Origin of the sequence: Aquibacillus koreensis (genome assembly GCF_025154055.1) — a bacterium.
In the GTDB taxonomy this organism is placed as follows: Bacteria; Bacillota; Bacilli; order Bacillales; family Amphibacillaceae; genus Aquibacillus_C; species Aquibacillus_C koreensis.
In genome coordinates this window covers 21,091-45,143 of the sequence record NZ_JAOALK010000002.1, presented here as the reverse complement: position 1 = coordinate 45,143, position 24,053 = coordinate 21,091, and the positions used below count along the sequence as shown (strand labels likewise).

The following is a 24,053-nucleotide window of genomic DNA, read 5'->3' as shown; positions in this document are numbered from 1 at the left end:
AAAGGAATTTTATTTTTCTATTGTAAAAGAGGACAAGTACGAAGCTTGCCCTCTTCTGATATATCTTAAGGTTACTGTCCTTGGTTTTGGTTTTGTTGACCTTGACCACCCATTGCGTTAGCAAACGGTACCATTTGTTGAGCAAAATTCTTTACACCTTTTCGCTTAATACCATAATATGCAGCTGCCCCTATACCTACAGACGCAAGAAGCGGCAATACATTTCCACGTTGTCTTTGCATGTTTCTTTCACCCCCTAATGTTGTTCCCTAATAACTTATCCGGAAGAATAATTCTTTAATCTAGTCACATTTTGGCATCGTTCAACATTGCTAGCCGGACTTGACGATAATCCATTTGGTAATCATTTATAAGAGTAAAAAAAACAGATAAACGACAAATCGTTTATCTGTTCCTTGTTCTTACTCTTTCCAACTTAATTCGACCGGCAAAGTCTGATTAATAGATGTAAACTCTGATTTTTTCTGTTCTTCAGTCATCCATAAATGAATAGCGCCATAATCTTGGCTATTTCTAATTAGCCTGCCAATTCCTTGTCTAAGGCGTAAGAGCATATATGGACGATCCACATCCTCCGTTGGGTTGGATACATGACTACGCTTTGCTTGGAAGACAGGATCATGTGGAGGAAAAGGTAGCGATGCAATGATAACCTGTGTAAGTGCCTTACCTGGTACATCTAGACCTTCCCAGAGATTATAGGAACAAAGTACGGAAGAAATGTCATGTTGAAACTGTTTCACCAATTCACTGATTTCCCGATCTCCTTCATAAATAAACGGAATATCCCATTCCTGATGATGAGCCCACTCCCTAAAACGATCCATTTCATAAGCTGATGTAAAGAGAAGCAACGATTGACCTCCATTTTTTCTAATGGCTTGTCCTATCTCATTCCATTTATCCACTTCCTTTTTTTCCTCATACAAATGACCATAAACACGCATTTGCTCTTCATAATCAAAAGGTGAAGCGACGTTAAATGAGTCATACTCATTGATCCCTAAACTCTTAGCAATATAGGAGAAGTCACCAGCTTGCGATAATGTTGCAGAAGAAAAGATAAACGGGATTTTTTGCGAAAACACTTCTTCTGCTAGTATGTCTTCAACCAATCTTGGCATGATGACAAATGTTACGTCTGTATCGTTTTCTTCTAACCAGAAAATCCCTTGATTATCTCTAAGTAAGATCGAAAGACCGTAAGAATAAAATTCTAGATATTCCTCCATAACCTTGATGTGATAAGGATCAATGGTAAAGAGTTCTGCATCAAAAACAAGTTGCTCTAATAATTTATCTACTTTTTCTTGTAATTCTTTGACCATCTTCATCATAGTTGTAGACCTTTTAACTTCTTTTCGATCCGATCCAACAATCGATTCGGAAACATCGTCTAAATAATCAAACCAATCTTCATGAATAGCCAGAATATCCTCGATGATATACAACGTTTCTTCTCGAACATCTTGACTCATGTAACCCGTTAGAATGGTTTGTAATGTTTGAGAATGGAATCGGTAGGTTAATCCCTTCTGTGCTGAAAATTCTAATAAGTGCCCTTCATCAAAAACCACACAACTAGCTTCAGGAAGAAGTGGCAGTTGCCCTTCTCTTTTCCGAGATTCTTTTGTCCATATGTGTTCCATATAAAAATCATGGGAACAAATAATCAAGTCAGTGGCATGACGATAATGATCTCGATATAATGTTTGACCACTTCGGTGGCGCCAATCACAAGTAGAACATTGTTGCAAAGGATCCCAAGCAATTTGTTTCCACTTTTCGTTAGATACCCAAGGATATTCTTTACGATCACCGTATCGCTCATACGATTGCATCGATGTCCCTTGATCGAATACGAAGTCTGGTATTTGCTCATGTACCTGCAGTATGTCCTCATCTGTTGTACTATTTGCTAATGGATCTAATTTTTTCATACATACATATTGTTCACGAGCTTTCGCAAGTCTTACGTCAATGGATAGCCCTAGTGCTTTTTCTAACTTTTCAATATCTCCATTGTTCTTCACTAATTGCTCAATTAATGTTTCATCTGCACAGGAAATGATGGCTGGTTTTCTTTTATATCTCGCATAACAAATAGCATACAATAAATACACGAACGTTTTCCCTGTTCCCACTCCTGCTTCAGCAAAACTGATTCCATTATGCTTAAATGCTTTCTCAATTTGATAGGCCATGTATATTTGCTCATCTCGTAATTCATACCCCTGCTCAGGTAAAATATCGTAGAACACGTCCCCAACATAGTCTCCTAATCGATCATAAAAGTTCTCTTGTTTAGAAATCGTAAACGGTAATGACTTTGACAAGTGATCATTCTCCTTTATATCAGTTGTATCTAATCGGCTTCACATCGTGTTATTTTTCCCAAAAAAACTGCCTGTTTCAAAATGTAAACACGCACTAATCCTCTATTTTATGTGTAGAGCTTTTCGTATTTTCATCAAGTTTTACATACGTAGACCGCCCTAAATATAAAGGGATTTGCAATCTATTTAATTTTGGAAGTCCGTTTTCGTGAAATAGGTCAGGATCACGGTAAAACTGCTTTATTTCACCGACAAACCAATCATGATCACCATAGGTTTGTCTATCCATTATTTCACATTCATACGCAACATAGGCATCTCTTAGAATTGGTGCACCTGTTATAATTCCACGGTCGAACTCTATATTTCCCTTCTTAAATTTATCTACGGCACTTCCACTATAGACCCCAGCTTGTTGAATAAATTTTGCATGATCATAAGAAAGAAAGTTGATGGTAAAACATCCTGATTTTCTAATCATGGAGTAGGTGTGCCTTTCCCTACCAATTGCAACACCATATATTGGTGGATCATATGATATGTAAGAGTGCCATCCAGCAGCCATCACATTGTCCTCATGGTCACAGGTAACAGTAACTAACGCTACCATCCCAGGATAACTATGCATGACTGTTTGAGCAGTTTCGGTTCTCATTCGTATATTTCTCCTTTTACTATAATTAAGTTTCACAAGCAATCTTTTATGTATCCATTCATACTTATACGATTGTATATTCTTTTATAGGATCGTGTCCAATTAGAGGCAAACTTCTTCTATATGTAATGGAGGACTATACTCCCACCCTAAAGCACATTTTAAAAAAACATAGAAAAAAGACACTTGAATAATCAAGTGTCTTCGACATTGTGGCGAAGAGACCGTTGACCACATTCAACGTAAAACGTCCTTCGACTTACACAATCAGCTCATCGCTAAATCAATATATCATGTGTACGAAATAAACACAATGGAATTTTATGTAATAGATAAACTAGTATAGGAATTTGTGACTTATTAAGAGGAAATATGAACAGAAGTAATTACTTTGGAAGTCTTTTGGCCATTAGGATCATTTTGTTACTTGTATAAAAACCATTTTTCTTATAAAATTGTTCAGCTAGTCCACCATGTGCAGTGATTAATTCGATTCGATCTATATTTTTTTCCTTGCAGTATCTTTCTAGAGACGAAAGCATAATACTTCCAACTCCTTGGCCTTGCATTGGTGCACTAACACACATCTCTTTTATCAGAAAGTGCGTAACGCCCAACCAATTTTCGGTATGCCCTATTAGAAATCCTATCAAGACTTGTTCACTATTGTACACCCCAATACAATAAGCACTTGGATGATGGAAAAGGCTTAATAACCGATCGTTTGCAGCTTGGTAATTCCATAACTCATTCCAAGGTGATTTACTAAATACATCCATGTATAATTTCGTACACACTTCCACCCTCTCTAAGGTTAATTCTATGACATTCATTTTACAATCCTCCTTTCTGTACTTTTCAATTCTTCAGCAAATCTTACCCAAGTTTTGAAGTATTTAGGTGTGTAATCAAGGATGGTAATTCTAAAAGATTGTCTATTGTGTAATCAGCTTCTGCTATTTCCGAAAAATGTTTATTATTCACCCACACACTGGTCATACCCAAGTCCTTTGCAGCTTTTATATCATTTACAGGATGGTCACCAACAAAGACTGATTGAGAAGGATCTGTCTGCATCCTAGATAAGGCTCTTTTGAAGATAGCCGGTTCTGGCTTTCGAACCCCCTCTTGCTCTGAAACTAATATCGATTGAAAATAAGAAGTTATATCCAGTGCTTCTATATTACCTAACTGGAAATCAGTAAAACCGTTTGTAATAATGCCCATTTTTATGTCGCGTCTTAATAGCTCCGAAAGCATTTTATGTAAACCATCAAATCCTTTACAACTAAACTTAAAATGCTGTAAATAGTCATGCAAAAACTCGTTCCAACTAATGGAAGTAATAGAGAACTCTTGAGCTAATTGTTGATAAACCTTGTCTTTCCATACATAGCCTCCATCATCCAATTTCACAAATCTTTGTGTGAAGGATTCTTTTTGTACGTGAGGAAAATGTTGATACAGCCGATCATATTGATTGTGAATAAAATGAAGAACAGAACTATCTCGATCTAATAGTGTACCGTCTAAATCAAATAATACCGATTGAATCATCTTTATCAAATTCCCCTTTTAAAGGTGATTTTACTACATTTTCTTTCCAATCCAAGAAATAAATAAAATAAATAGCCCAATTGTAAAAGGCAATGCACTAAGTAAACTTAATCCAATTCCTTCAAAGCCTCCAACAACTTGGAAGCCAAACAAATAAACAGAAATACCGATGACACAGAGCAAAAAACCCCAGACGTAGGTCAATTTCCTTTTGATGGAATAAACGATACCGATAATTGAACAAAACAATAAAAACCAAGGAAGTATAACAAAAAATAATTCGTCCATTTTCGCACCCACGTTCTAAAATATCTCTACGAACACTTATGGCCGTACCATAATAGTAACTCTTCTAGTTAAGTCTATCATATTTTTCCATATTTTTCGGGGGTTTTTGTCAAAAGATTATTAAAAATAGCAAAATATCTTTCATCAAAGCTAGCACATAAAAAACACTTAGTCATAGTTTGGAGTATGTGTTTCCTAAGCTCTAACTCCCATTTTCCCCTCATAAGTGAGTCTTCCGATATGTTTATATGTTTTCATGAACGTTTCTTGACCCACATCTTCAGCCAAAAAGCTATCTCGGGTGATATTCCATCGACATGATATACCCTTTTATAATACTTTTCGTATAGGTTAGAAATGTATTACGATGACTCTAATAAAATTCCTCCATTTTATACCCACTTGCACCCCTTTATAAAAAATACAAAGCATACAATCATGACCTTCTGTTGATAATTTAGTTACTATTTTTTAATTTTTAGAGCAGTTAGTAGATAAATTAAAAGAACTAATCATTAATGAAGTATTGCAGGTTGATGAAAAAAATTCCTTCTGTTCGTACACTTGCACAGGAATTGTCGATTAACCCAAATACAATTCAAAAGGCATATCGATAACTTGAGTCACAAGGTTAAATTTATTCTGTCAAAGGAAAAGGAAGTTTTGTGAATGCTCTATAAAACAATGAAAATGTTGAGGATTTGAACAAAATAAAGGACGAGTTAAAAAGATTAATTGCTGAAGCTTTATTTTTAGGCGTTTCACCTTCAGAGCTTTATTCGCTGATAGATGAAGTACACAATGGGATTGGGGGGACATAGATGATTAATATGAATAACGCAAGTAGTACGGTTAAGGTGTATCTGAACACTTTTCAGCTAACAATTCCTTAACATAATATAAAAACCTTCAAATACTGAACAACTTCACTTGTTCAAATTAGAAGGTTTTATAAACTTCCTTTATGTTTTTAGTTGAAATTCTTTTCGTACCATGATTTTGCTGCATCCACTTCCGTACGTGTTAACTGATGACCATTATTTTCCCAATGAATGTCTACTTTAGCACCATTTTGCTCTAATAATGCTTGCAAATCGATCGACTCCTGTTCGGTGCATAGTGGATCGTTATGTCCTGCTGATATAAATACTTGTGTATCGTGTAGTTCTGGTAACGCAATACCTCGTCTAGGTACCATTGGGTGATGTAAGATTGCTCCACGTAAAGCATTTTCATAATGAAATAGTAAGCTTCCCGCTATGTTCGCACCGTTTGAATAGCCAATGGCAATGATGTTATTTCTTTCAAAATCATAATCACTTGCTGCCTCATCTAAAAAATCATGTAACTCTTTTGTGCGGAAGATGAGATCTTCTTCATCAAATACACCCTCTGCAAGTCGTCGGAAAAATCGAGGCATACCATTTTCAGAAACGTTTCCCCTAACACTTAACACGGAAGCATGCTCATCGACTAGCTTAGCAACGGGAAGCAAGTCTTGTTCCGTTCCACCAGTACCATGCAGTAATAGAAGGACCGGCTTAGTCTTATCACCTTGTTGAAATATATGTTTCATTAAAATTTCCTCCTTACATTTCTTATTAACCATCTTTACTTTCATATTATGCCGTTCCACTTCACACTTATATCTTGACTTCGAGATAATTATAAAGTGAGAATCCTACTCTGTCAAAGAAAGAGATTATCCCAATGGTTTAACCTGAGATAATCTCTACTATGTTACAAAAGAAATTAACGTTTACTTGTATTTACAAGTGAACGCAAATGATCTACTTCTAAATGTTCTCCATCTTTATTGCTATACCGTGCTTGACCATAGGCATCATCAAGCTCTTCTAATAACCTAGCATCTACTTCCCTCTGCAACTCAATTAACGTTTCATGCGGCGTATTGCTCGGCTTCACTTCAAATCCATTTTTTGTTTTCTCTGCTAGCAGGTGGCGATAAATATAGCGTACCTTTTCTTTATTGGATAAAGCATGAAATTGTGGCCCTCTAGAAAAGAACGATGAAACTACTTCCTTGGCACGTGTTGTTACTTTTTCTCGCCATAGCTTCCAATCTATAAGGCTTTCAGATTCGTCAATATATCCGCCAACATTGTCATCCTTCTTTCTTCGGAATATGCGTGCGAATACTTTTTGTATATAAGCAAACCAACGTTTCACGATTATCCTAGTTCTTTTAAAAATAAGCATTAAACTTAAGACTAATAATGCGAGCACTAACACGGATCCACCTATGATTGTTAACCAATTCATCCACACATTAAATGAGGATTGATCTTCACCACCAGAAAACATAAATTCTACCCTTGGTCTAGATTGAGGATCTTCTACACCATTTGAGGGAAACATTTCAGTTATGTTTATTATTGTCTGTAATATGCCACCAACTACCGAAACAAACAATGTTTGTACAACTTGAAAATTTGTTAACAAAATAATTGCAATAAACATGATAGCAAGATATATTCTATTCGTATTCTTAATGACTCGACTAACCATTGCATCTTTCGTTTTAGCATGGGTTGCCGTTTTTAAATGCTCTTCATTTGATACAAAGAAAGTAATCAAGATCATCACTATTCCTAACCAAGTAATCATGTCTACATAAGGTGTCATAGGAGCGATATTTAAATAGAAAAGATAACTAATAAAATAGATTGGAAAACCCGCTGTCCATAGTAGTCTGGTTAGCGATAGCTCTACCCATGATTGTGTTGCATACATCATTCCCCTCAACACAACCAAACCACCAAATAAAAACGTAAAGATAGAACCAATGACAGAATCGCTAATAAAAATTGCTGGAGCAGTAGATAGTATAAGAGAAAGAAAGATATAGACCACATAACTTCTTTCTTTAACAAGTTTTCTAACACATAGGCCAACCAAAAATAAACAAGAAAACATTGCTAGCCAAACTCCAAGTATCTCTGTTGGAACAAAATAGATCCCTATCAGAAACACTATAGGAAACAAAATTAAGTATTCAATCATTCCTAGTAACCATTTCTGAAAAAAATTTCGCACTTTAATCAGCATGACAATCACCTGCTTTTTTAGACGTCCTTGTTTACTTCAATTCCATAATTTCTATTGCATTTCCTAGCATTTCCAATTCATGCACATGTTGTTTCATTTTATCTGTTACCAGGCTTGTGATAATGAGAAAATCTGTATTGGACCTTTGTTCTTCTATATCTTCTAATAAAAATTGATTGAAGTTTCTACTTCTATCCATTTTTACTTTTGCAATCGTATCCAACATGTAATAAAAATGCTCCATACCTGTTTCCGGTTCTATTCGAACGGATTCTTTTACTTTTTTTGTAGTATCACTGAAAGGGGGTGTGAGATATGCATTACAACCAAAGCCAGTACTTATACCATTTTTAATGGAGTGGTTGGCAACAGATGCGGCATATGATAATGCATTTTCGATTAACTGTTCATTCTCAATCGGCCACCAAATATCTTCGGTTTGGTCAAAATTAACGTAAATCATAAGATGATGATCTGCAGTGAAATCTTTTTGACTTACTTGCAATTGACCAGTACGCGCAGTCGCTTTCCAGTTAACAGCATTCATCGAATCACCAGAAGCGTATTCACGAACCCCTGCAAATACGAATGGATCTTCAATAATCCACCTTCTAACTGTAATATCTCCTAACCAACTATGCGATGGTAGTGGAACTTCATCAATTGGTAAAAGCGTTGGATAAACGATTACTGTTGCACTCGATTCAAGGGTGCGAAATCGTTCCGTAAAACCAAACACATCACCAGTCGTCATAGAAACCGTTTGAAGCGAATAGTAACCTCTATTTTGGCAAGTTACTTTATGTCTTCTTGTTATTTTTTGATACGGAAGCAAACTGAATAAAGTACGGTGAAACTCTTCTTCTGGATTTTCTTCCAATTCTAGATCCGTATTTTTTTTGAAACGAAGCTGACTACTTATTTTAGATTCTAACCGAAGCCAAGGAACCGGCAGCCATTTATTGTTTGAGATTTCATCTATCATCTCGATCTGTTCTCCTGAAAAGACAGAAGAATGACTAAATCTTCTGTTATAACGTATGTTCGTAATACCCCACTTTTCATACATAAACATTTGAACAATGATAAACACAATCGTTATAGCAATAATCCAAGGGATACTCATGTTTACTTCGCTACTCCTTCTTCAGAAGGTACAGGAACGGTTGCCAAAATCTCCTCTAACACTTGATCCGCTTGATTTGCTTTTACACCAGCCATCCTATTTAATACAAGCCGATGACTGAGCACTGGCTTGACCATTCTCTTTACATCATCCGGTAAAACAAAATCTCTCCCGTTTATAACTGCGTATGCTTGTATTGCTTTAAACAATGCTTGACTACCTCTTGGACTAATCCCTACACTTACATTCGTATGTGTTCTTGTCTTCTCTACAATATCAATCACGTAGCCCATGATATCTTCACTAACATATACACTAGAATATAAGGACTGTGCCTGTAGGATCACTTCTTTACTCGCAACAGACTCCAATACTTGTAGCGGATTCGATTGTTTAAACCTTTTCAAGATCTCAATTCCTTCTTCTCTATTAGGATAGCCTAACCTAATCTTTAATAGGAAACGATCTAATTGGGCTTCTGGCAATGGAAAAGTTCCCTGACTTTCTACTGGGTTTTGTGTTGCAATTACCATAAATGGCGAGTCTAACTCACGCGTTTCCCCATCGATTGTTACTTGTCTTTCTTCCATGCTTTCTAATAAACTTGATTGAGTCCTAGGTGTGGCACGATTAATCTCATCTGCTAAAACTATGTTCGAAAAGATTGGACCTGGTCTAAATTCAAACTCACCGTTTTTTTGACTAAAAAAGTTAATCCCGGTCACATCTGTTGGTAACAAATCAGGGGTAAACTGAATACGTTTAAACGAACAAGACAATGACTTAGCCATCGACTTTGCTAATAATGTTTTTCCTGTACCAGGTACGTCCTCTAACAAAACATGACCCGATGCAATCAATGAAACGAAAAGTTGTTCAATCGTTTCGTCCTTACCAATCATTACTTTCTGTATATTATTTCTAACCTTTTGAGACACTGTTTGTATATCTGTTAATTCCACAAAGATTCCCCCTTATGTATGCGCTTCCTTAAAAATGAAACAAAACATTCTTTTTCATCTACTATACTAATTTTGACAAAAATTTAAATAATCCTTTATTTTATCGATAAAATACTTTCTATCAACAAAGGAATCATCATATGCTACTATTAAAACAAATACATAGACTTTAAAAAGCGTGAGGAGTTTTTAAATGTTTAGTGACCAAATTGGGTTAAAATTAGAAGTTGTAGCAAAAAGAGCTTTATTCATTAAGAAAAATGATGGGTTCGCTGGCATCATATCTGCTGATTATATCGTGAAAGAGAAGGGGGCCTTCACCGTTCTTTGCACTGCTCTGGCCCCTTATTACTTAAATGCCAGTGATAAACAAAGAAAAACGCTAGATGAAATGATTGATCGGTACAAACTTTTACAGGATTGTGATTTAGAAACATATTTTAAAACGATGGAAAAAGCAACGGAAGAATTAAAAATGTTACTAGATGACTTAGGTGTGCAAGCTCCTGATTGATCAACAAAAAATGGGGATCACAGTGTGTGATTCCCCCTATTATTTATTGTTCAAGTATGTCGTTTAAACAGCTTGGACAGATATCATGTGTGAACGAAGTATCTGTATGTGCCTCTATAAATGTCTCTAATTTAGTCCAATAATCCTGGTCGTCCCTTATGCTCTTACAACTTGCACAAATAGGAATTAAGCCTTTTAATGTGTTTATTTTTTCCAAAGCCTCTTCTAGCTTAATCTCCGTTAATTTACGTGCAGTTATATCAATATGGGATACAACGATCCCCTTCGTCTCTTTTGTTAAATCATCTTGAAGAGGAGTAGCCATAAACAAAAACCACCTAGCTTCATCATCCGTGTGGCAAGGATATTCATACGAAAATGCATTCGATTCACCATTTTGTATTGCTTTCATACCTTCTACACTTTTTCTAGCATAATCATCTCCTGTAGCCACTGCATGTTTTGAAATTGCTAAGTAATTTACACCAATCCAATTGTAATCTTTCGGTACACCATTTTGAAACCCATAATGAACCCAAGCTTCATTAACCGAAATGATTGTACCATCAAGATCTAAGACTGCAATATTTTCTTTCAACGAGTTAATAACCTCTCGATTATTCAGTTTAGTAATATAATGATCCATCATTATTCTCCTGTTAAATTTTTATGATACAATTGGTCATTATACAAGAAATATAATGATAATCTATCTATTTACCAAAACTTCTAAACATCCGACAAATCTATACAAAAAGGAAGTGTATGCATGTCTTCCATTCCAATTATGCTTGATTTAAAAGGGAAGAAAATTCTTGTCATTGGCGGAGGAAAAATTGCCGAAAGAAAGATTACAAATCTATTACCAACAGAAGGTAGCATTACAGTTATAAGCCCATCTGTCACACCAACCATCGAACAATTATCCCTTCAAAATAAAATACTGTGGAAGAAAAAGAGTTTTTCTCCTGAGGACGTTCACGACGTATTTTTATGTGTGATTGCAACAAATAGTAAAGAAGTAAATAAGCAAGCAGTTTTATCTGCACCTGATTACTTATTAATTAATCATGCTGAAGATGCTACACAAGGTAATATTCAGTTTCCAATTCAAGTAAAACGCGGCAAACTTTCCATTGCTATTTCTACAGATGGGGCGAGTCCAATACTTGCTAAAAATTTAAAGCGAGAAATAGAGCAAACATATGATGAGCGTTATGAAGCATATCTTGATTTTTTATTTGAAGCTCGTACCCTTATTAAGGAATCTACTTTCACAAATGAAGAGAAAAAACGTCTATTAGAACTACTTGTGACAAATGAGTTATTAGACCGAGAAAGACAATTTGAAACATTACAATGGATTAACGAACAAATGAAAGAAACTCGTAGGTAGCCTATGAGCTTCTCTAATTTGCATCTTTTATAAGTAGTTGTCTTTGTTTCCATTTTTCAAGCATTCTCAAACCACTTTGCTTTTGTATTTGTTCTTTCGCTACATCTATACCCTCTTCAATTGTTTTCGTGGCACCAAATAAGTAATAGCGAATTCCTGTATTAAATACGACTTGGTTATAGTAATACCGGTACGTTGGTGACTTGTCTCCACTAAGCACAGCAAGTGTAATATCTCGTTGTTCTTCCGCTGTTAACTTTTCATTCTTGTCAAAGTCTTTATTTAACAATCCATATTCCTCTGGTTTTACAATAAAGGAGTCCAAAGAATCTTCTGTTAATTGGAACACAAAACTGTTTCGGTGAACAGGTACATCTTCTGACCCTTCCAACCCTTGAACGATAAAAACATTTTGATAAGAAAGTTGTTGGAAAATAGGGTAAATCTTATTGATTGCTGTCCGATGAAAGGCCCCCATCATTAATGATTTAGCCTGCGATAGATTTAATAATTTTTCAACCGTATTCATTAATGTTCGTACACCTATTTGTTCGCGGATTGATCTTAATTCTCCTAGGCTATGATTATATCTCTCTGTCCAAGCAAAGCCGATAAGACAATCTTCTATAGATTGTGAGAGGTTCGCTTTGGATGAATCAATATCAACTCCTAATTCGAGTAGAATATCCATGATTGGCAAACCATACTTTGGAGGTAATGAATCACTACCATGTAAAAATGCAGGTATGCCATGATCTGCCATTAAGATCGAGGCTGGGATCGTTGCAGCAAACGTATTTCTACCATTGTAAGGACCAGCAAAATCAATGATATGATCAGTAATAGTTGGCGAAAGCAACAGTTTTTCACTATGCGCTTGATATGCGTGAACAAAAGCCAACAGTTCATCCGGTGATTCGGTTTTTAGACGCTCCGCTATAAAATAAGCTGCAATTTGTGCATCAGTTGCATGCCCATGAATAATAGATCTAGCAACTTCCAAGGTTTCATTATAGCTTAAATCCTTCGAACCTCGTTTCCCCCTAGCTACTTCTTTAAGCCATTGTTGCAATTTTCTCACCTTCTTCTATTGCTTCTTCTACCCTATTCCTTAGTAATTGGGTTACATTGGTGTGATCTCCTAAGTAATCACATATCATTATTTCTTGTTCTGGATTTATATATAGTTGGTCTACAAATCGTTCAATATCTGTCATCAGTACTCCGGTGAATAAGAGATAAGGTAAAATGACGATCCGCTCGGCACCAAATGCAGCAGTGGAACGTAACATTTCTTCAAATTTAGGACGAGCAGCCGCCAAGAAGCAAGTATTTACAGAAGACACATCAATTCTTTCTTGCAAAAGACTTGCAATCTTGTTTATGTCTTTTATAGCATCAGGATCACTACTTCCTCTTCCTACTAATAATACCTGCATATCTGGGGTAACCTTGCACTTTTCAGTTAACCTTTCAACCAGTACATCAATCATTTGCTCCTGCACACCTAAAGGACTTCCATAACTAAAGTTTACATTTGGATATTCCTTTTTTGCATGGTCTAAAACGTCAGGAATATCTTTTTTAGCATGTGTTGCTGTTAGTAATAATACTGGCACTACTGCAATATTAGTAGCCCCTCTTTTCACACATTGATCTACCCCTTCGAGTATAGTTGGACTTGCTAGCTCTAAGAAACAATATTCTTGGACCGGTGCATCCACAAGAGACATCGTTTTCCTTACAAAATCAATGGCTTCCTGGCTAGCTTTTCCAACTCTACTACCATGGCATATATATAATATCGCTTGAATAATCACCAACTCCATTCTATTTTTGTATAGTTCTCTGTTTACAAACATCTTTATTTAGTAAGCCTCTAGCAATCCGCTTTCAGGTGTACGCTGGTTCATGATCTTTAATTGATTAATTTTATGACGGAAACGGACAACCTCTCCAACAACAATCATTGCAGGATTTTGAATAGATGCCTTTTCTACGACACCTACAATAGACTCCAGTGTACCTGTAACAACCCGTTGTTGTTTCGTTGTTCCCTGTTGAATAATTGCTACCGGAGTATTCTTTTCCTTTCCATGTGTTGTTAATTGTGCACATATATATGGCAGGTTGCTAATTCCCATATAGATGGCCAATGTATCAACACCTTTAGAAAGGTTTTCCCATTTAATATCTGTTGGTTTACCTTTTTTGCAATGCCCTGTAACGACAGCAAATGAATTGCCAAGCTCTCGATGCGTGATGGGTATATCTGCATAGGCTGGAGCAGCGATGCCAGATGTGATACCTGGAATTACTTCATATTCAATCCCCTTCTTTGCTAAAGCTTCAATCTCCTCTGCACCACGACCATACACAAATGGATCTCCACCTTTTAATCTAGTAACCGTTTTTCCTTGCATTGCATACTTGACTAATAGATGATTAATCGTTTCTTGTTTCATCGTATGAAATTTAGGTAATTTACCACAATAAATCAGATCTGCATCAGCCTTAGCTTCTTTCAGTAAGTCTCGATTAATCAATCGATCATAAAAAATTACATCTGCCTTTTGGATACACTTAAGCGCCTTTACAGTGATTAAATCAGGATCACCAGGACCCGCTCCAACGATATACACCATCCCCATCATTCGTCTCCTCCTACGCCTCTGCCAGTCTTTCGCACTTTTCTTCGGGCATTTTTAAACTAGATATCTATATTCCTACTTAAAATCAGGTGATTATTAATCGTTTATGAACACATATACTTGGTCGTCCGTCACTTCTACATCAAATGTTTGCACACAGCCTTCATCCGGCGCTTGCACAAGCCCGTCAATCACACTTACTTTCCAATCATGAAGTGGACAAAAGACATGGTCACCACTTACCATTCCTTCCGCTAAAGAACCGCCTCTATGAGGGCAACGATTTTCAATTGCCTTTATTTTTCCACTTGTTAATTTAAAGACTGCTATTTCCTGATCACCGAAAATGACTGTTTTCCCTAACCTTTCTGGAAGTTCGCTATACTTTCCTATAAAAACCTTACGCATTGTCTTTTCCATATTGAAATTCCCCCTAAAGAAAATCTATTTCGAAGCTGTTGGCACATTGACTTTTTCATAAAGCTCTTTCAGTAACGTTTGATTCTGAACCGCTTCACTCCAAGGCTCTTTAATCGTAGATAAGGTAAGATCCATTCGTTCATTTAGCGCATCTCGCATTTCTTTGTTTCCAATCACTTCTTTTACATGCTCAATACCAACACGAGCAACCCAGTGAGACGTTCTTTCTAGATAATTTGCATTTTCTCTGTAGTATTGTAAGAATGCACCGATGACTTCTAGTACTTCTTCTTGTGTTTTCACCTTTGATAAAATTTCAGCCTGACGAAGCTCTGTGCCACCATTACCACCAACATACACTTCCCATATCCCATCAAGTCCAATTACACCAACATCTTTGACGCCACCTTCTGCACAGTTTCGTGGACAAGCAGAAACGCCCATTTTCACCTTATGTGGCGTATTTAATCCCTCAAACTTTTTCTCGATGTCAATGCCCATTCCAACCGAGTCCTGCGTACCGAAGCGACAGAAGTTAGCACCTACACACGTCTTCACCGTTCGAACTGATTTACCATAAGCGTAACCGGAAGGCATTCCAAGATCAGCCCAAATACTAGGTAAATCATCCTTCTTTATGCCGAGTAAATCAATGCGTTGTCCGCCAGTTAACTTGATCATTCCAACTTCGTATTTATCTGCTACATCCGCAATTTTGCGAAGATCATCTGCATTTGTTACCCCACCATACATTCTTGGTACAACAGAATACGTACCATCATTTTGAATATTAGCGTGCAAGCGTTCATTAACAAATCGTGATTCACGTTCGTCTTCATATTCCGTAGGATTGACCATACCGAGATAATAGTTTAGGGCTGGTTTACACTTTGAGCAACCTTCTTCATTTCTCCACCCTAGTACATGCATGACTTCTCTTGTATGGGTAAGTTTTTTCTCTTTAATTTCAGCAATAACTTCATCCTTTGATAAGTCTGTACAAGCACAAATAGTTTCTTTCTGATTCTCGTTATAGTCGTCACCAAGTGTACACTCTAATAAATCTGAAACTAGTGATTTACATGTACCACAGGAACGAGATGCATTCGTGCAGCCCTTCACCTGTTCTAAGGTTGTTAATCCATCTGCTTGAATCGCTTCAACAATTGTTCCTTTTGTAACACCATTACATCCACAAATAATCTCATCGTCTGGCATACCTGCTACTAAGCTAACTCCCGATTCCTCATTTCGATCAGTATTTAAATATTCTTCAACGTCTGTTCCTTTTTTAATTAAGCTAAGTAGGCGATTTCCGTCCTTTGTATCACCAAATAATACTGCTCCAGTAATTTTGCCTTCGTCTACTAGGATCTTTTTGTACGTTCCATTCCAATCATCAAACATTTTGATTGCTTTTGTGTCTGCATCCTCGTTAATTTTTCCGGTAGAGAATACATCTACACCGGACACTTTTAACTGTGTAGATAGGATAGAACCCTGATATCCTTGACCTTCGATACCACATATATGTTTCGCTAATGCTTGCCCTTGTTCGTATAGTGGAGCAACCAGACCGTAAACCATTTGTCTGTGCTCTGCACATTCACCCACTGCGTATATATTTGGCACATTGGTTTCCATGTGATCATTAACTACAATCCCACGATTTACCCCTATCCCACTTTCTTCAGCTAACGCTACATTAGGTTTGATACCGACAGCCATGACTACTAAATCAGCACTGATTTGGCCACCATCTTTAAATTTAAGTCCAGTTACTTTCTTCTTACCAGTAATCTCAACTGTTTGTTTCTCCAATAAGAAATTCATCCCTTGCGCTTCTAATTCTTTTTGAAGTAATTGTCCCGCATCACGATCTAGTTGCCTTTCCATGAGATAATCAGAAATATGAATGACATCTACATTCATTCCTAAATTAAGCAAGCCACGAGCTGCTTCAAGACCTAGTAACCCACCACCTATTACTGCAGCCCTGCTATATTTCTGGGAATAATCAATCATTTGTTCACAGTCTTTAATGTCACGAAAAGCAGTTACGCCTTCCTTATCAACGCCTGGTAAAGGTAACATAAAAGGATTGGATCCAGTTGCAATAATTAAATGATCATATTCCTCGATGCGACCTTTATCCGTATATACAAATTGCTTCTCTTTATCAATTTTTGTTACTGTTTCACCTGGATAAAGACGGATCCCGTTATCTTCATACCACTGCCATTCGTTTAATGTTATATCACTAACTTCCGTATCACCTTGTAATACTTTAGAAAGTTGAATCCGATTATAGTTTGGATAAGGCTCACTACCAAACACTGTAATATCAAAGACAGTTGGCTTCTTTTTAAGTATTTCTTCTATTGCACGAATCCCTGCCATCCCATTCCCAATTAGAATTAGTTTTTGCTTAACCATGTATGTTACCCCTCCATACGTTTAAATTTTCTGAATATTTTATCTATCTCTATGTAATCAAAAATAAAAGGGGTATTCAATTTACTTGTTAATTTATCTGACAAGGAATAAATATACCACCTCTTGGTGTAACCTTTCACAATAAAGGTCTAATAACCTAAACAATCCTGCGTACCTAGCTCGTAAACGCTCTCTACATATTTCAATAAAAAAATAAATCCTTTCGCCTTTTTGCAAAAAGATTTATTTACTGAGCATGAGGATTTAATGTGATAACTTGTATTCCCCATACTCGTTTACATGTATTTCTTTAGGTAACTGATCTGTAGCTTTTGGGATGTCATTTTTGTTTGTACGGATTATTTCAGATGAATAGATGGAGATCATTACTTGCCCATGTTTTGCGGATGCTTTAATGAACACTGGCTGATTGTAATTATTCATAAAAGTAAAATCTGGACCATACCAACTTACTGTTGCATCACGACCTGACGGTACATAAGGCACACGTCTACTGTGAGAGTAACGTTCGACTACTTTTATTCCTGCCCTGTCAATTGCATTATACAGAGTGGATGATACTTGGCAAATACCTCCCCCTACATCTTCTGCTAATTCACCTTTCACAATCACTGGTGCTGGTAGGTATCCTCTTTCTTTGGTTCTCTTCCCTACAACGTGATTGAATGAGAATACTTCATTCGGAAACACAACTTGATTATTGATTGCTTCCGTAGAAATATAAATATTATTAGATCTTTCTTCATTTTTTGAGTTGAAGTAAGTAGTGTATTGACCTATTCTTTTCGAATAAATCTTTTCTAATAATTCACTATCTACTTTCGGATACACATGTTTGAGAGGTACTTGTATTTCAGACACTGTACCCTCATAGTAAAATTGATACAACTGTTTTAAAAATTGCTTTTCATCCAGCATTTTCCCTGTCTTGGCCGGGACAATTTCATTTTGTTCATTAATCCATGCATCTTGCGGTTTTGTCAAAATTAGTGTATTAATACGCCTTGCAAGTAATTCTAATTTTGCACTGTCAACCATATTCTCATCAAAGTAAGGAATCGTATATTGCTCGCGATTAATTTCTTCTATCACCTCATCCTTATTAAAAATGGTAAGTGACTCTACTGGATCATATTGTGGTGACGCTAAAATATATATAAAAGCCAAAAGTACTGGATACATAAGCTACCTCCTTTTTTCATAGTATGGATAAACTTGCTTTTTTCATGATAAGGAACTCCCCATAAACAGTTGAAATAAACAAAAAATAACCTATCCGATGATAGGTTATTCAACTTCGCTTAATCTTAATTTCAGATCCTCATCCAATATTTAGGTAAAGTCATCGTTTTATTTTGGTTCTCTAAAATAAAACCTTGCATTAAGTGACAATTTAATTGATCTACGATCTTATATTAATCTGCTCCAAATAACCTACTGGGCTTTACTTTTTAAATTCCATCCTCCAACTAAAATATGCATTATCTTTATTTTTTTCATAGCTTAAATATGCATTAAACTTATTCCCTTTCTTACTTGTCAGACCTTTTACATATACAACTTTATCTTTTAGTAAACTTTTCACCATCGTTTTTGTTACTCTCTTTTTCATTGCGGCTAAGTATTTATCATTCTTCCACACAACAAACTTGCAACCATTTTTCCAGTTACTACAACCAAAACCTTTCGTACCCTCTATAATCGCATTTCCACATATCGGACATTTCCCTAGCACTTCTGTTGATTTCTTTTGAGAAGTAATTTCCTGTATGAGCACATCTTGATCCGATTTTACTGTCGCAACCGCTTTATTCGTAAAATCAAAAACAAAGCTAAGAAATTGATCTTTTGTCACTATTTTTCGCTCAATATCCGATAACGTCTTCTCTAGTCTTCCAGTGAATTCCAAGTCAAACAATTCGCTAATCGGAAAAGTCTCTACTAGTTTTCTTCCCAGATCCGTAACTAGTAAGTTCTTACTTTCACTAGTAATATAGCCAATATCTTTTAACTTCTTAATTGTCTCAGCTCTTGTAGCTGGTGTACCAATACTGAATCCGGATAAAATCGCTCCTAATAGTGCTTCACTGTCCTCTTCACGGTAGCTCTTCCCACACGTTTCCATCACGCGCAACAATGTTTTTTCTGTATGGTACTTCGGAGGTTTCGTGGTATGAGCAGTTAATTCGGTATTTATAATCAGTAATTCCTCATTCACATCAATAGGTGGTAACAATGTATCTTTGGTTACCATACGTTCAACTTTTTTCCATCCCTCAATCAGTTGCACTTTCCCTTTGGCAACAAAGATTCCTTTAAGACTTATTCCTTTTACTTTTAATAAAAGTTTTGTTTCTTCATACTCTGCTGGCTTCATAAATTGCATGATTAACCTGTTTTTGATTGCATCGTAAACAATCTGCTGGTCAGACGTTAGTTTTTTTGGTTTTACATAAGTTGGAATGATCGCACTATGACTTTCAACTTTACTATTGTTAAAGACACGCTTGGATTTTACAAATGTCACTTCATCTTTATACGGCAAATCCTCCGTAATCATTTGCAATACTTTTGCAGTTTTTCCAACCAAGCTTTCTTCTAAAGCAATACTTGATGTACGCGGGTAAGTAATTAGCTTTTTCTCGTAAAGCGATTGCGCTACCTTTAAAACTTTATCTGATGTCCATCCCTTATACTTATTTGTGATATGACCTTGTAGATTAGATAAATTAAATAATAACGGTGGAAATTCCTTCTTTCGTTCTACATGTTTATCAATAACTAGGGCCGATTTGTCCTTCAATTGCTTTTGTATCTCTCCAAGTGGTTGTTGCGCTTTAAACTTTTCTTGCTTTCCTTCCACATATACCGCTTGAAACTCCTGATTATCTTTCGTTTCTAGAGTAGCCTGTAGCTTGAAATAATCTTCCGGGACAAACTGTTTTATTTCTTTATCACGATCATAAATAATTTTTAATGTAGGTAGTAATACTCGTCCAATATTTAGTGCTTTCCCTTTCCCTTTTTGATATTTTAAAGTCGCAACCGACGTCAAATTTATTCCAATTACCCAATCTGCCCACTGTCTACTTAGTCCAGCATCACCAAGCGGACGCATCTCCTCATTTAGTCGAACCTTCTTTAAACCTTCGATCACTTCCTGTTGGGTCCACTCATTTAAAAGAAGTCGATAAACTTTTTTACCGGGATTAATATTGGATATAATACTATCGCCAATCAGTTGGCCCTCTCGGTCGAAATCACAAGCCGAAATTATTGTATCGACATCATTTCTTTTCATCAATTTTCCAATCGTTTTCAACTGTTTAGATACACCTGCATCGGCGCGTTGATTATTTCGTGGATTTGTCTTTACCTTATATTTAAATTGATTAGGGATGAATGGGAAATTTTCCATTTTCCATCGCAACATTTTGCTGTCGTAATCTTTTGCATCAAACAATTGTAGTAGATGACCAAAAGCCCAAGTAATAATATATTGATCTCCTTCAAAATAACCATCCTTCTTATTTTTTATTTTCAAGGCATCAGCTATATTTTTAGCAACAGATGGCTTTTCTGCCAAAATAACGGTCGTACCCATGTTTTTCATTCCTTTTCTAAATTATGTATGACTCCCAAACGTTCACTAGCAATGCCCCTTATTATAACACCTTTTATGAGGAACATCTCCTATTCAAATTTGAAAAATGTAGGTGGATTAATCAATAAAATTACACAAATGTGACCACAAAATAAGTACTTGCGGTACGAATACAAACTCAAAATAGAAAAACTTAATATTAATCTTAATTAAATATTAGTTCGACAAACAATAATGTAGAATGGAGAGATGAGTGGTGTGAAGAATAGAAAAAGGAAGAACAAGTTTGTTCTTCCTTTTTCCTAGGTGTTCAGTTTATAATGGTTCCCCACCATACAAACAGACTAATAAATACAGCTATACCAACAATCGCACTTTTTACTCCATATGGAATGCGATTTGGGATTAACCATAATGCAATTGTAAAAACAATGCCAGTACCTAACATATAAACAACTGCCCATAATAACATTCCCAATAAGTTATCAACAGGTTTCTCCATCGTTGCTAAAATAAAATCCATGACAACACCTCTTCAACCAACAAAATAATTCCAATAATATATTTTAGTATATTTAATAGAATACACGAATCCTTTTTCAAATCAACCTTTTTTTGAGAACATGGGGACGGTTCCATGTTTACGTTCTCAAAAAATTTAATTAAGCACTATACACGAATCATCTATTGAATTCTGTAACAACTCTATGAACAATTTTCAATTTTAATATCAATATGTGAAAATATTCACAGAAAGTTCACCCTTAAAGTTCCCACATTTTGTTATAGTTAAAGTGTAGAAAATAACAATCTAGAGGTGTATATCATGAAAAAAAATCGATGGCTTATAGCTCTATCGGCAATCGCTATCCACTTATCTATAGGATCGACATATGCGTATAGTGTATTTAAAAACCCAATGTCCGATTCTCTTGGTTGGAACAGTAAAGAAGTAACATTATCTTTCACCATTGCAATTATGTTTTTAGGATTATCTGCAGCAACACTTGGAAAATACGTTGAAAAATGGGGACCGAGAAAGTCAGCAACACTTGCAGCAATATTGTTTTCTGCCGGACTTCTAGGTGCAGGATTAGCAATTCAAATGGAATCATTAATTCTGTATTACCTAACTTACGGTGTGATTGGTGGTATTGGACTAGGCCTTGGTTATATTTCCCCAGTATCTACTTTAGTAAAATGGTTTCCGGATCGAAGAGGTCTTGCAACTGGAATGGCTGTAATGGGGTTTGGTGCAGGTTCTCTTATTGCTAGCCCAGTAGCAGCATCTCTAATTCAATCAGTTGGTTTATCTAAAACCTTTCTAATCCTTGGTGGATCATATTTAGTTCTAATGCTAGCTGGTGCTTCTTATATTGTTAGGCCACCAGAAGGTTGGATGCCTAAGGGAATGACTGAAGTATCTGATACCAAAAAGAAAAAACGTAAGGCAAAGGCTGATCTATCTCAATTAACAGCAAATGAAGCAGTAAAGACAAAAAGGTTTTGGTTACTATGGATCATGATGTTTATCAACATTTCATCCGGAATCATGTTAATCTCTGTTGCATCACCAATGGCTCAAGAAAAAGTAGGAATGTCTGTTGTAGCTGCTGCTTCTATGGTAGGGATTATGGGTCTGTTTAACGGCTTAGGAAGAATTGGTTGGGCATCGATTTCTGATTACTTAGGACGAAGTAATGTCTTCTCTATTTTCTTTGCGGTTCAAATGGTACTGTTCCTGTTATTACCAATGACGTCAAATCCAATTTTATTCCAAATTTACATTTTCATTATTTTATCCATATACGGTGGTGGATTCTCATCATTACCAGCATTTATTGGCGATTTATTCGGAACAAAACAACTTGGTGCAATTCACGGTTATTTACTTACGGCTTGGTCTTGTGCAGGTGTATTCGGTCCAATGATCGTAGCTACAATTAACGATGCAACACAAAGTTATAACGCAACATTTTATATTTTTGCTATATTACTAGTAGTTGCATTTGCGACAAGCATCATCATGCGATTAAACATAAAATCTATTGAAAAAGAAGCACTAAAAGCAACAAAGTCTGTTGCATAGGCTCTTAAATAATAGCCCCTTTTTAGGGGGGCTGTTATTTTTTTAAAGCGATAGGTCCCTTGTCCCATTCTAAATTTATGTATGTTTCATAGAGTAGAAATGTGTCCATACTAAATTTAGAACAGGATTGGAGAGGTGTAGAAAAGTGGAAGAGCCTGAATATTTATTAACTTATAACGCAAGTAATTATGAATGGTTTTATTCAATTGAAGAAATGTTAGCATTTATTGAGGAAAATAATATCTATTCCTATGAAGCTTTACATATACCAGATGCCTATGAGATTGATTTGGAACTAGAATGAAAGAACCTCATGATCACGAGGTTCTTTCTTTTATTTAATCACGATTTTCTTTCTCTTCTTCTATTCCAAATTGAACTTGAGGATTGTTTGACATTTCCATATCTACACCAGTCGCATCTTTCTGATTCTTAGGTGTTTGCGGAAGCTTAGCTTTATTCTTACGATGACGATGCTCGTCTCGACCCATACATACACCCCTTTTCTTGTTGTTTCACATTATTTAGTATGATAAAAGTACATAAAAATATGTATGGTTTTAACTTACTAAATGTCATTGCTTTGCTTTTCTGATGGAAATCCGACCTTACTAGGTACTCTAAAATCTAAGATTCATTTTTCTTTTCGAGAAAATCAGTAGTTAGTACGATGACTAACTAGGTAAATAAGGACTTAAGAGATATTTGATATTTAATCGGCTGTGAGTGCTCTTATTTGGATTAAAACCTAGACTTTTCGATTTTAGCGGCTTCCAGAGCCCTTATTTGCCCTGTTTTCATTGATTTTGTCGTCAATTTTTAAAATAGCGAACTGTATAGCCACTCAGATTAAAAAATTGGCCTTTACAATAAAATAAGGTCTCTCATAGCCGCATGCTCACACATTA

General features: G+C 36.0%; 24 protein-coding genes and 1 pseudogene. 5 read left to right on the top strand and 20 right to left on the bottom strand.

Annotated elements, in window-relative coordinates; translation table 11 throughout:
- Nucleotides 1-71 precede the first annotated feature (71 nt).
- The 6 genes from NYQ66_RS00440 to NYQ66_RS00415 form a co-directional block, all read right to left on the bottom strand.
- Nucleotides 72-242 (bottom strand): hypothetical protein, encoded by a 171-nt coding sequence (locus NYQ66_RS00440; RefSeq protein ID WP_259865675.1) that lies wholly within the window; start codon nucleotides 240-242, stop codon nucleotides 72-74.
- Between the two features lie 180 nt (nucleotides 243-422).
- Nucleotides 423-2,357 carry an ATP-dependent DNA helicase gene (locus NYQ66_RS00435; RefSeq protein ID WP_259865673.1) on the bottom strand — a complete coding sequence of 645 codons (1,935 nt, stop codon included), beginning with the start codon at nucleotides 2,355-2,357 and terminating at the stop codon, nucleotides 423-425.
- A gap of 94 nt (nucleotides 2,358-2,451) precedes the next feature.
- A complete protein-coding gene (locus NYQ66_RS00430) occupies nucleotides 2,452-3,012 on the bottom strand; it encodes a flavin reductase family protein (RefSeq protein ID WP_259865671.1) in 561 nt (186 codons plus the stop codon).
- 386 nt (nucleotides 3,013-3,398) lie between these two features.
- Nucleotides 3,399-3,845 (bottom strand): GNAT family N-acetyltransferase, encoded by a 447-nt coding sequence (locus tag NYQ66_RS00425; protein WP_259865669.1) that lies wholly within the window; start codon nucleotides 3,843-3,845, stop codon nucleotides 3,399-3,401.
- Nucleotides 3,846-3,888: 43 nt separating this feature from the next.
- Nucleotides 3,889-4,569: an HAD family hydrolase gene (locus NYQ66_RS00420; protein ID WP_259865667.1), complete on the bottom strand. Its 681-nt coding sequence runs from the start codon at nucleotides 4,567-4,569 to the stop codon at nucleotides 3,889-3,891.
- A 33-nt stretch (nucleotides 4,570-4,602) separates the two neighbouring features.
- Nucleotides 4,603-4,857 (bottom strand): hypothetical protein, encoded by a 255-nt coding sequence (locus NYQ66_RS00415; protein WP_259865665.1) that lies wholly within the window; start codon nucleotides 4,855-4,857, stop codon nucleotides 4,603-4,605.
- 511 nt (nucleotides 4,858-5,368) lie between these two features.
- Between NYQ66_RS00415 and NYQ66_RS00410 the strand changes: the two are divergent.
- A pseudogene (locus tag NYQ66_RS00410) lies at nucleotides 5,369-5,678 on the top strand (GntR family transcriptional regulator).
- 149 nt (nucleotides 5,679-5,827) lie between these two features.
- Here the strand turns inward: NYQ66_RS00410 and NYQ66_RS00405 are convergent.
- The 4 genes from NYQ66_RS00405 to NYQ66_RS00390 form a co-directional block, all read right to left on the bottom strand.
- Nucleotides 5,828-6,433: an alpha/beta hydrolase gene (locus NYQ66_RS00405; RefSeq protein ID WP_259865663.1), complete on the bottom strand. Its 606-nt coding sequence runs from the start codon at nucleotides 6,431-6,433 to the stop codon at nucleotides 5,828-5,830.
- A 176-nt stretch (nucleotides 6,434-6,609) separates the two neighbouring features.
- On the bottom strand, nucleotides 6,610-7,926 hold the full coding sequence (locus NYQ66_RS00400; protein ID WP_259865661.1) for a DUF4129 domain-containing protein: 1,317 nt from the start codon (nucleotides 7,924-7,926) through the stop codon (nucleotides 6,610-6,612).
- Between the two features lie 31 nt (nucleotides 7,927-7,957).
- Complete coding sequence (locus NYQ66_RS00395; RefSeq protein ID WP_259865659.1) at nucleotides 7,958-9,052, bottom strand: DUF58 domain-containing protein; 1,095 nt, start codon at nucleotides 9,050-9,052, stop codon at nucleotides 7,958-7,960.
- Between the two features lie 2 nt (nucleotides 9,053-9,054).
- Entirely contained in the window at nucleotides 9,055-10,014 is a 960-nt protein-coding gene (locus tag NYQ66_RS00390) for an AAA family ATPase (protein WP_259865657.1), read from the bottom strand.
- 193 nt (nucleotides 10,015-10,207) lie between these two features.
- Between NYQ66_RS00390 and NYQ66_RS00385 the strand changes: the two genes are divergently transcribed.
- Nucleotides 10,208-10,528: a hypothetical protein gene (locus NYQ66_RS00385; protein WP_259865655.1), complete on the top strand. Its 321-nt coding sequence runs from the start codon at nucleotides 10,208-10,210 to the stop codon at nucleotides 10,526-10,528.
- 43 nt (nucleotides 10,529-10,571) lie between these two features.
- Here NYQ66_RS00385 and NYQ66_RS00380 read toward each other — a convergent pair whose 3' ends face one another.
- Nucleotides 10,572-11,174 (bottom strand): PAS domain-containing protein, encoded by a 603-nt coding sequence (locus NYQ66_RS00380; protein WP_259865653.1) that lies wholly within the window; start codon nucleotides 11,172-11,174, stop codon nucleotides 10,572-10,574.
- Between the two features lie 123 nt (nucleotides 11,175-11,297).
- On the opposite strand from NYQ66_RS00380, the gene NYQ66_RS00375 reads away from it, so the two are divergent.
- On the top strand, nucleotides 11,298-11,924 hold the full coding sequence (locus NYQ66_RS00375) for an NAD(P)-binding protein (RefSeq protein WP_259865652.1): 627 nt from the start codon (nucleotides 11,298-11,300) through the stop codon (nucleotides 11,922-11,924).
- Nucleotides 11,925-11,937: 13 nt separating this feature from the next.
- Here NYQ66_RS00375 and NYQ66_RS00370 read toward each other — a convergent pair whose 3' ends face one another.
- The 8 genes from NYQ66_RS00370 to NYQ66_RS00335 form a co-directional block, all read right to left on the bottom strand.
- A complete protein-coding gene (locus tag NYQ66_RS00370; protein WP_311201991.1) occupies nucleotides 11,938-13,005 on the bottom strand; it encodes an anthranilate phosphoribosyltransferase in 1,068 nt (355 codons plus the stop codon).
- Complete coding sequence (locus NYQ66_RS00365) at nucleotides 12,980-13,744, bottom strand: sirohydrochlorin chelatase (RefSeq protein WP_259865646.1); 765 nt, start codon at nucleotides 13,742-13,744, stop codon at nucleotides 12,980-12,982. Before NYQ66_RS00365 ends, NYQ66_RS00370 begins: the two co-directional genes overlap by 26 nt.
- A 48-nt stretch (nucleotides 13,745-13,792) precedes the next feature.
- Nucleotides 13,793-14,575 carry a uroporphyrinogen-III C-methyltransferase gene (cobA, locus tag NYQ66_RS00360; RefSeq protein ID WP_259865644.1) on the bottom strand — a complete coding sequence of 261 codons (783 nt, stop codon included), beginning with the start codon at nucleotides 14,573-14,575 and terminating at the stop codon, nucleotides 13,793-13,795.
- Between the two features lie 96 nt (nucleotides 14,576-14,671).
- Entirely contained in the window at nucleotides 14,672-14,995 is a 324-nt protein-coding gene (gene nirD, locus NYQ66_RS00355) for a nitrite reductase small subunit NirD (RefSeq protein WP_259865641.1), read from the bottom strand.
- Between the two features lie 24 nt (nucleotides 14,996-15,019).
- The gene (gene nirB / locus NYQ66_RS00350) at nucleotides 15,020-17,431 is read right to left on the bottom strand and encodes a nitrite reductase large subunit NirB (RefSeq protein ID WP_259865638.1); all 2,412 of its coding nucleotides are present in this window, start codon (nucleotides 17,429-17,431) and stop codon (nucleotides 15,020-15,022) included.
- Nucleotides 17,432-17,695: 264 nt separating this feature from the next.
- Nucleotides 17,696-18,634, bottom strand: a complete 939-nt coding sequence (locus NYQ66_RS00345; protein WP_259865634.1) for a VanW family protein — start codon at nucleotides 18,632-18,634, stop codon at nucleotides 17,696-17,698.
- Nucleotides 18,635-18,896: 262 nt separating this feature from the next.
- Nucleotides 18,897-21,056, bottom strand: a complete 2,160-nt coding sequence (locus NYQ66_RS00340; RefSeq protein ID WP_259865632.1) for a type IA DNA topoisomerase — start codon at nucleotides 21,054-21,056, stop codon at nucleotides 18,897-18,899.
- A 310-nt stretch (nucleotides 21,057-21,366) separates the two neighbouring features.
- Nucleotides 21,367-21,579, bottom strand: a complete 213-nt coding sequence (locus NYQ66_RS00335) for a hypothetical protein (RefSeq protein ID WP_259865630.1) — start codon at nucleotides 21,577-21,579, stop codon at nucleotides 21,367-21,369.
- 303 nt (nucleotides 21,580-21,882) lie between these two features.
- Here NYQ66_RS00335 and NYQ66_RS00330 point away from each other — a divergent pair, with 303 nt between their 5' ends.
- A complete protein-coding gene (locus NYQ66_RS00330; RefSeq protein ID WP_259865629.1) occupies nucleotides 21,883-23,145 on the top strand; it encodes an L-lactate MFS transporter in 1,263 nt (420 codons plus the stop codon).
- Between the two features lie 145 nt (nucleotides 23,146-23,290).
- Nucleotides 23,291-23,449 carry a hypothetical protein gene (locus NYQ66_RS00325; RefSeq protein ID WP_259865628.1) on the top strand — a complete coding sequence of 53 codons (159 nt, stop codon included), beginning with the start codon at nucleotides 23,291-23,293 and terminating at the stop codon, nucleotides 23,447-23,449.
- A 34-nt stretch (nucleotides 23,450-23,483) separates the two neighbouring features.
- On the opposite strand, the gene NYQ66_RS00320 is transcribed toward NYQ66_RS00325, so the two are convergent.
- Entirely contained in the window at nucleotides 23,484-23,636 is a 153-nt protein-coding gene (locus NYQ66_RS00320; protein WP_259865626.1) for a YfhD family protein, read from the bottom strand.
- Nucleotides 23,637-24,053: the final 417 nt, after the last annotated feature.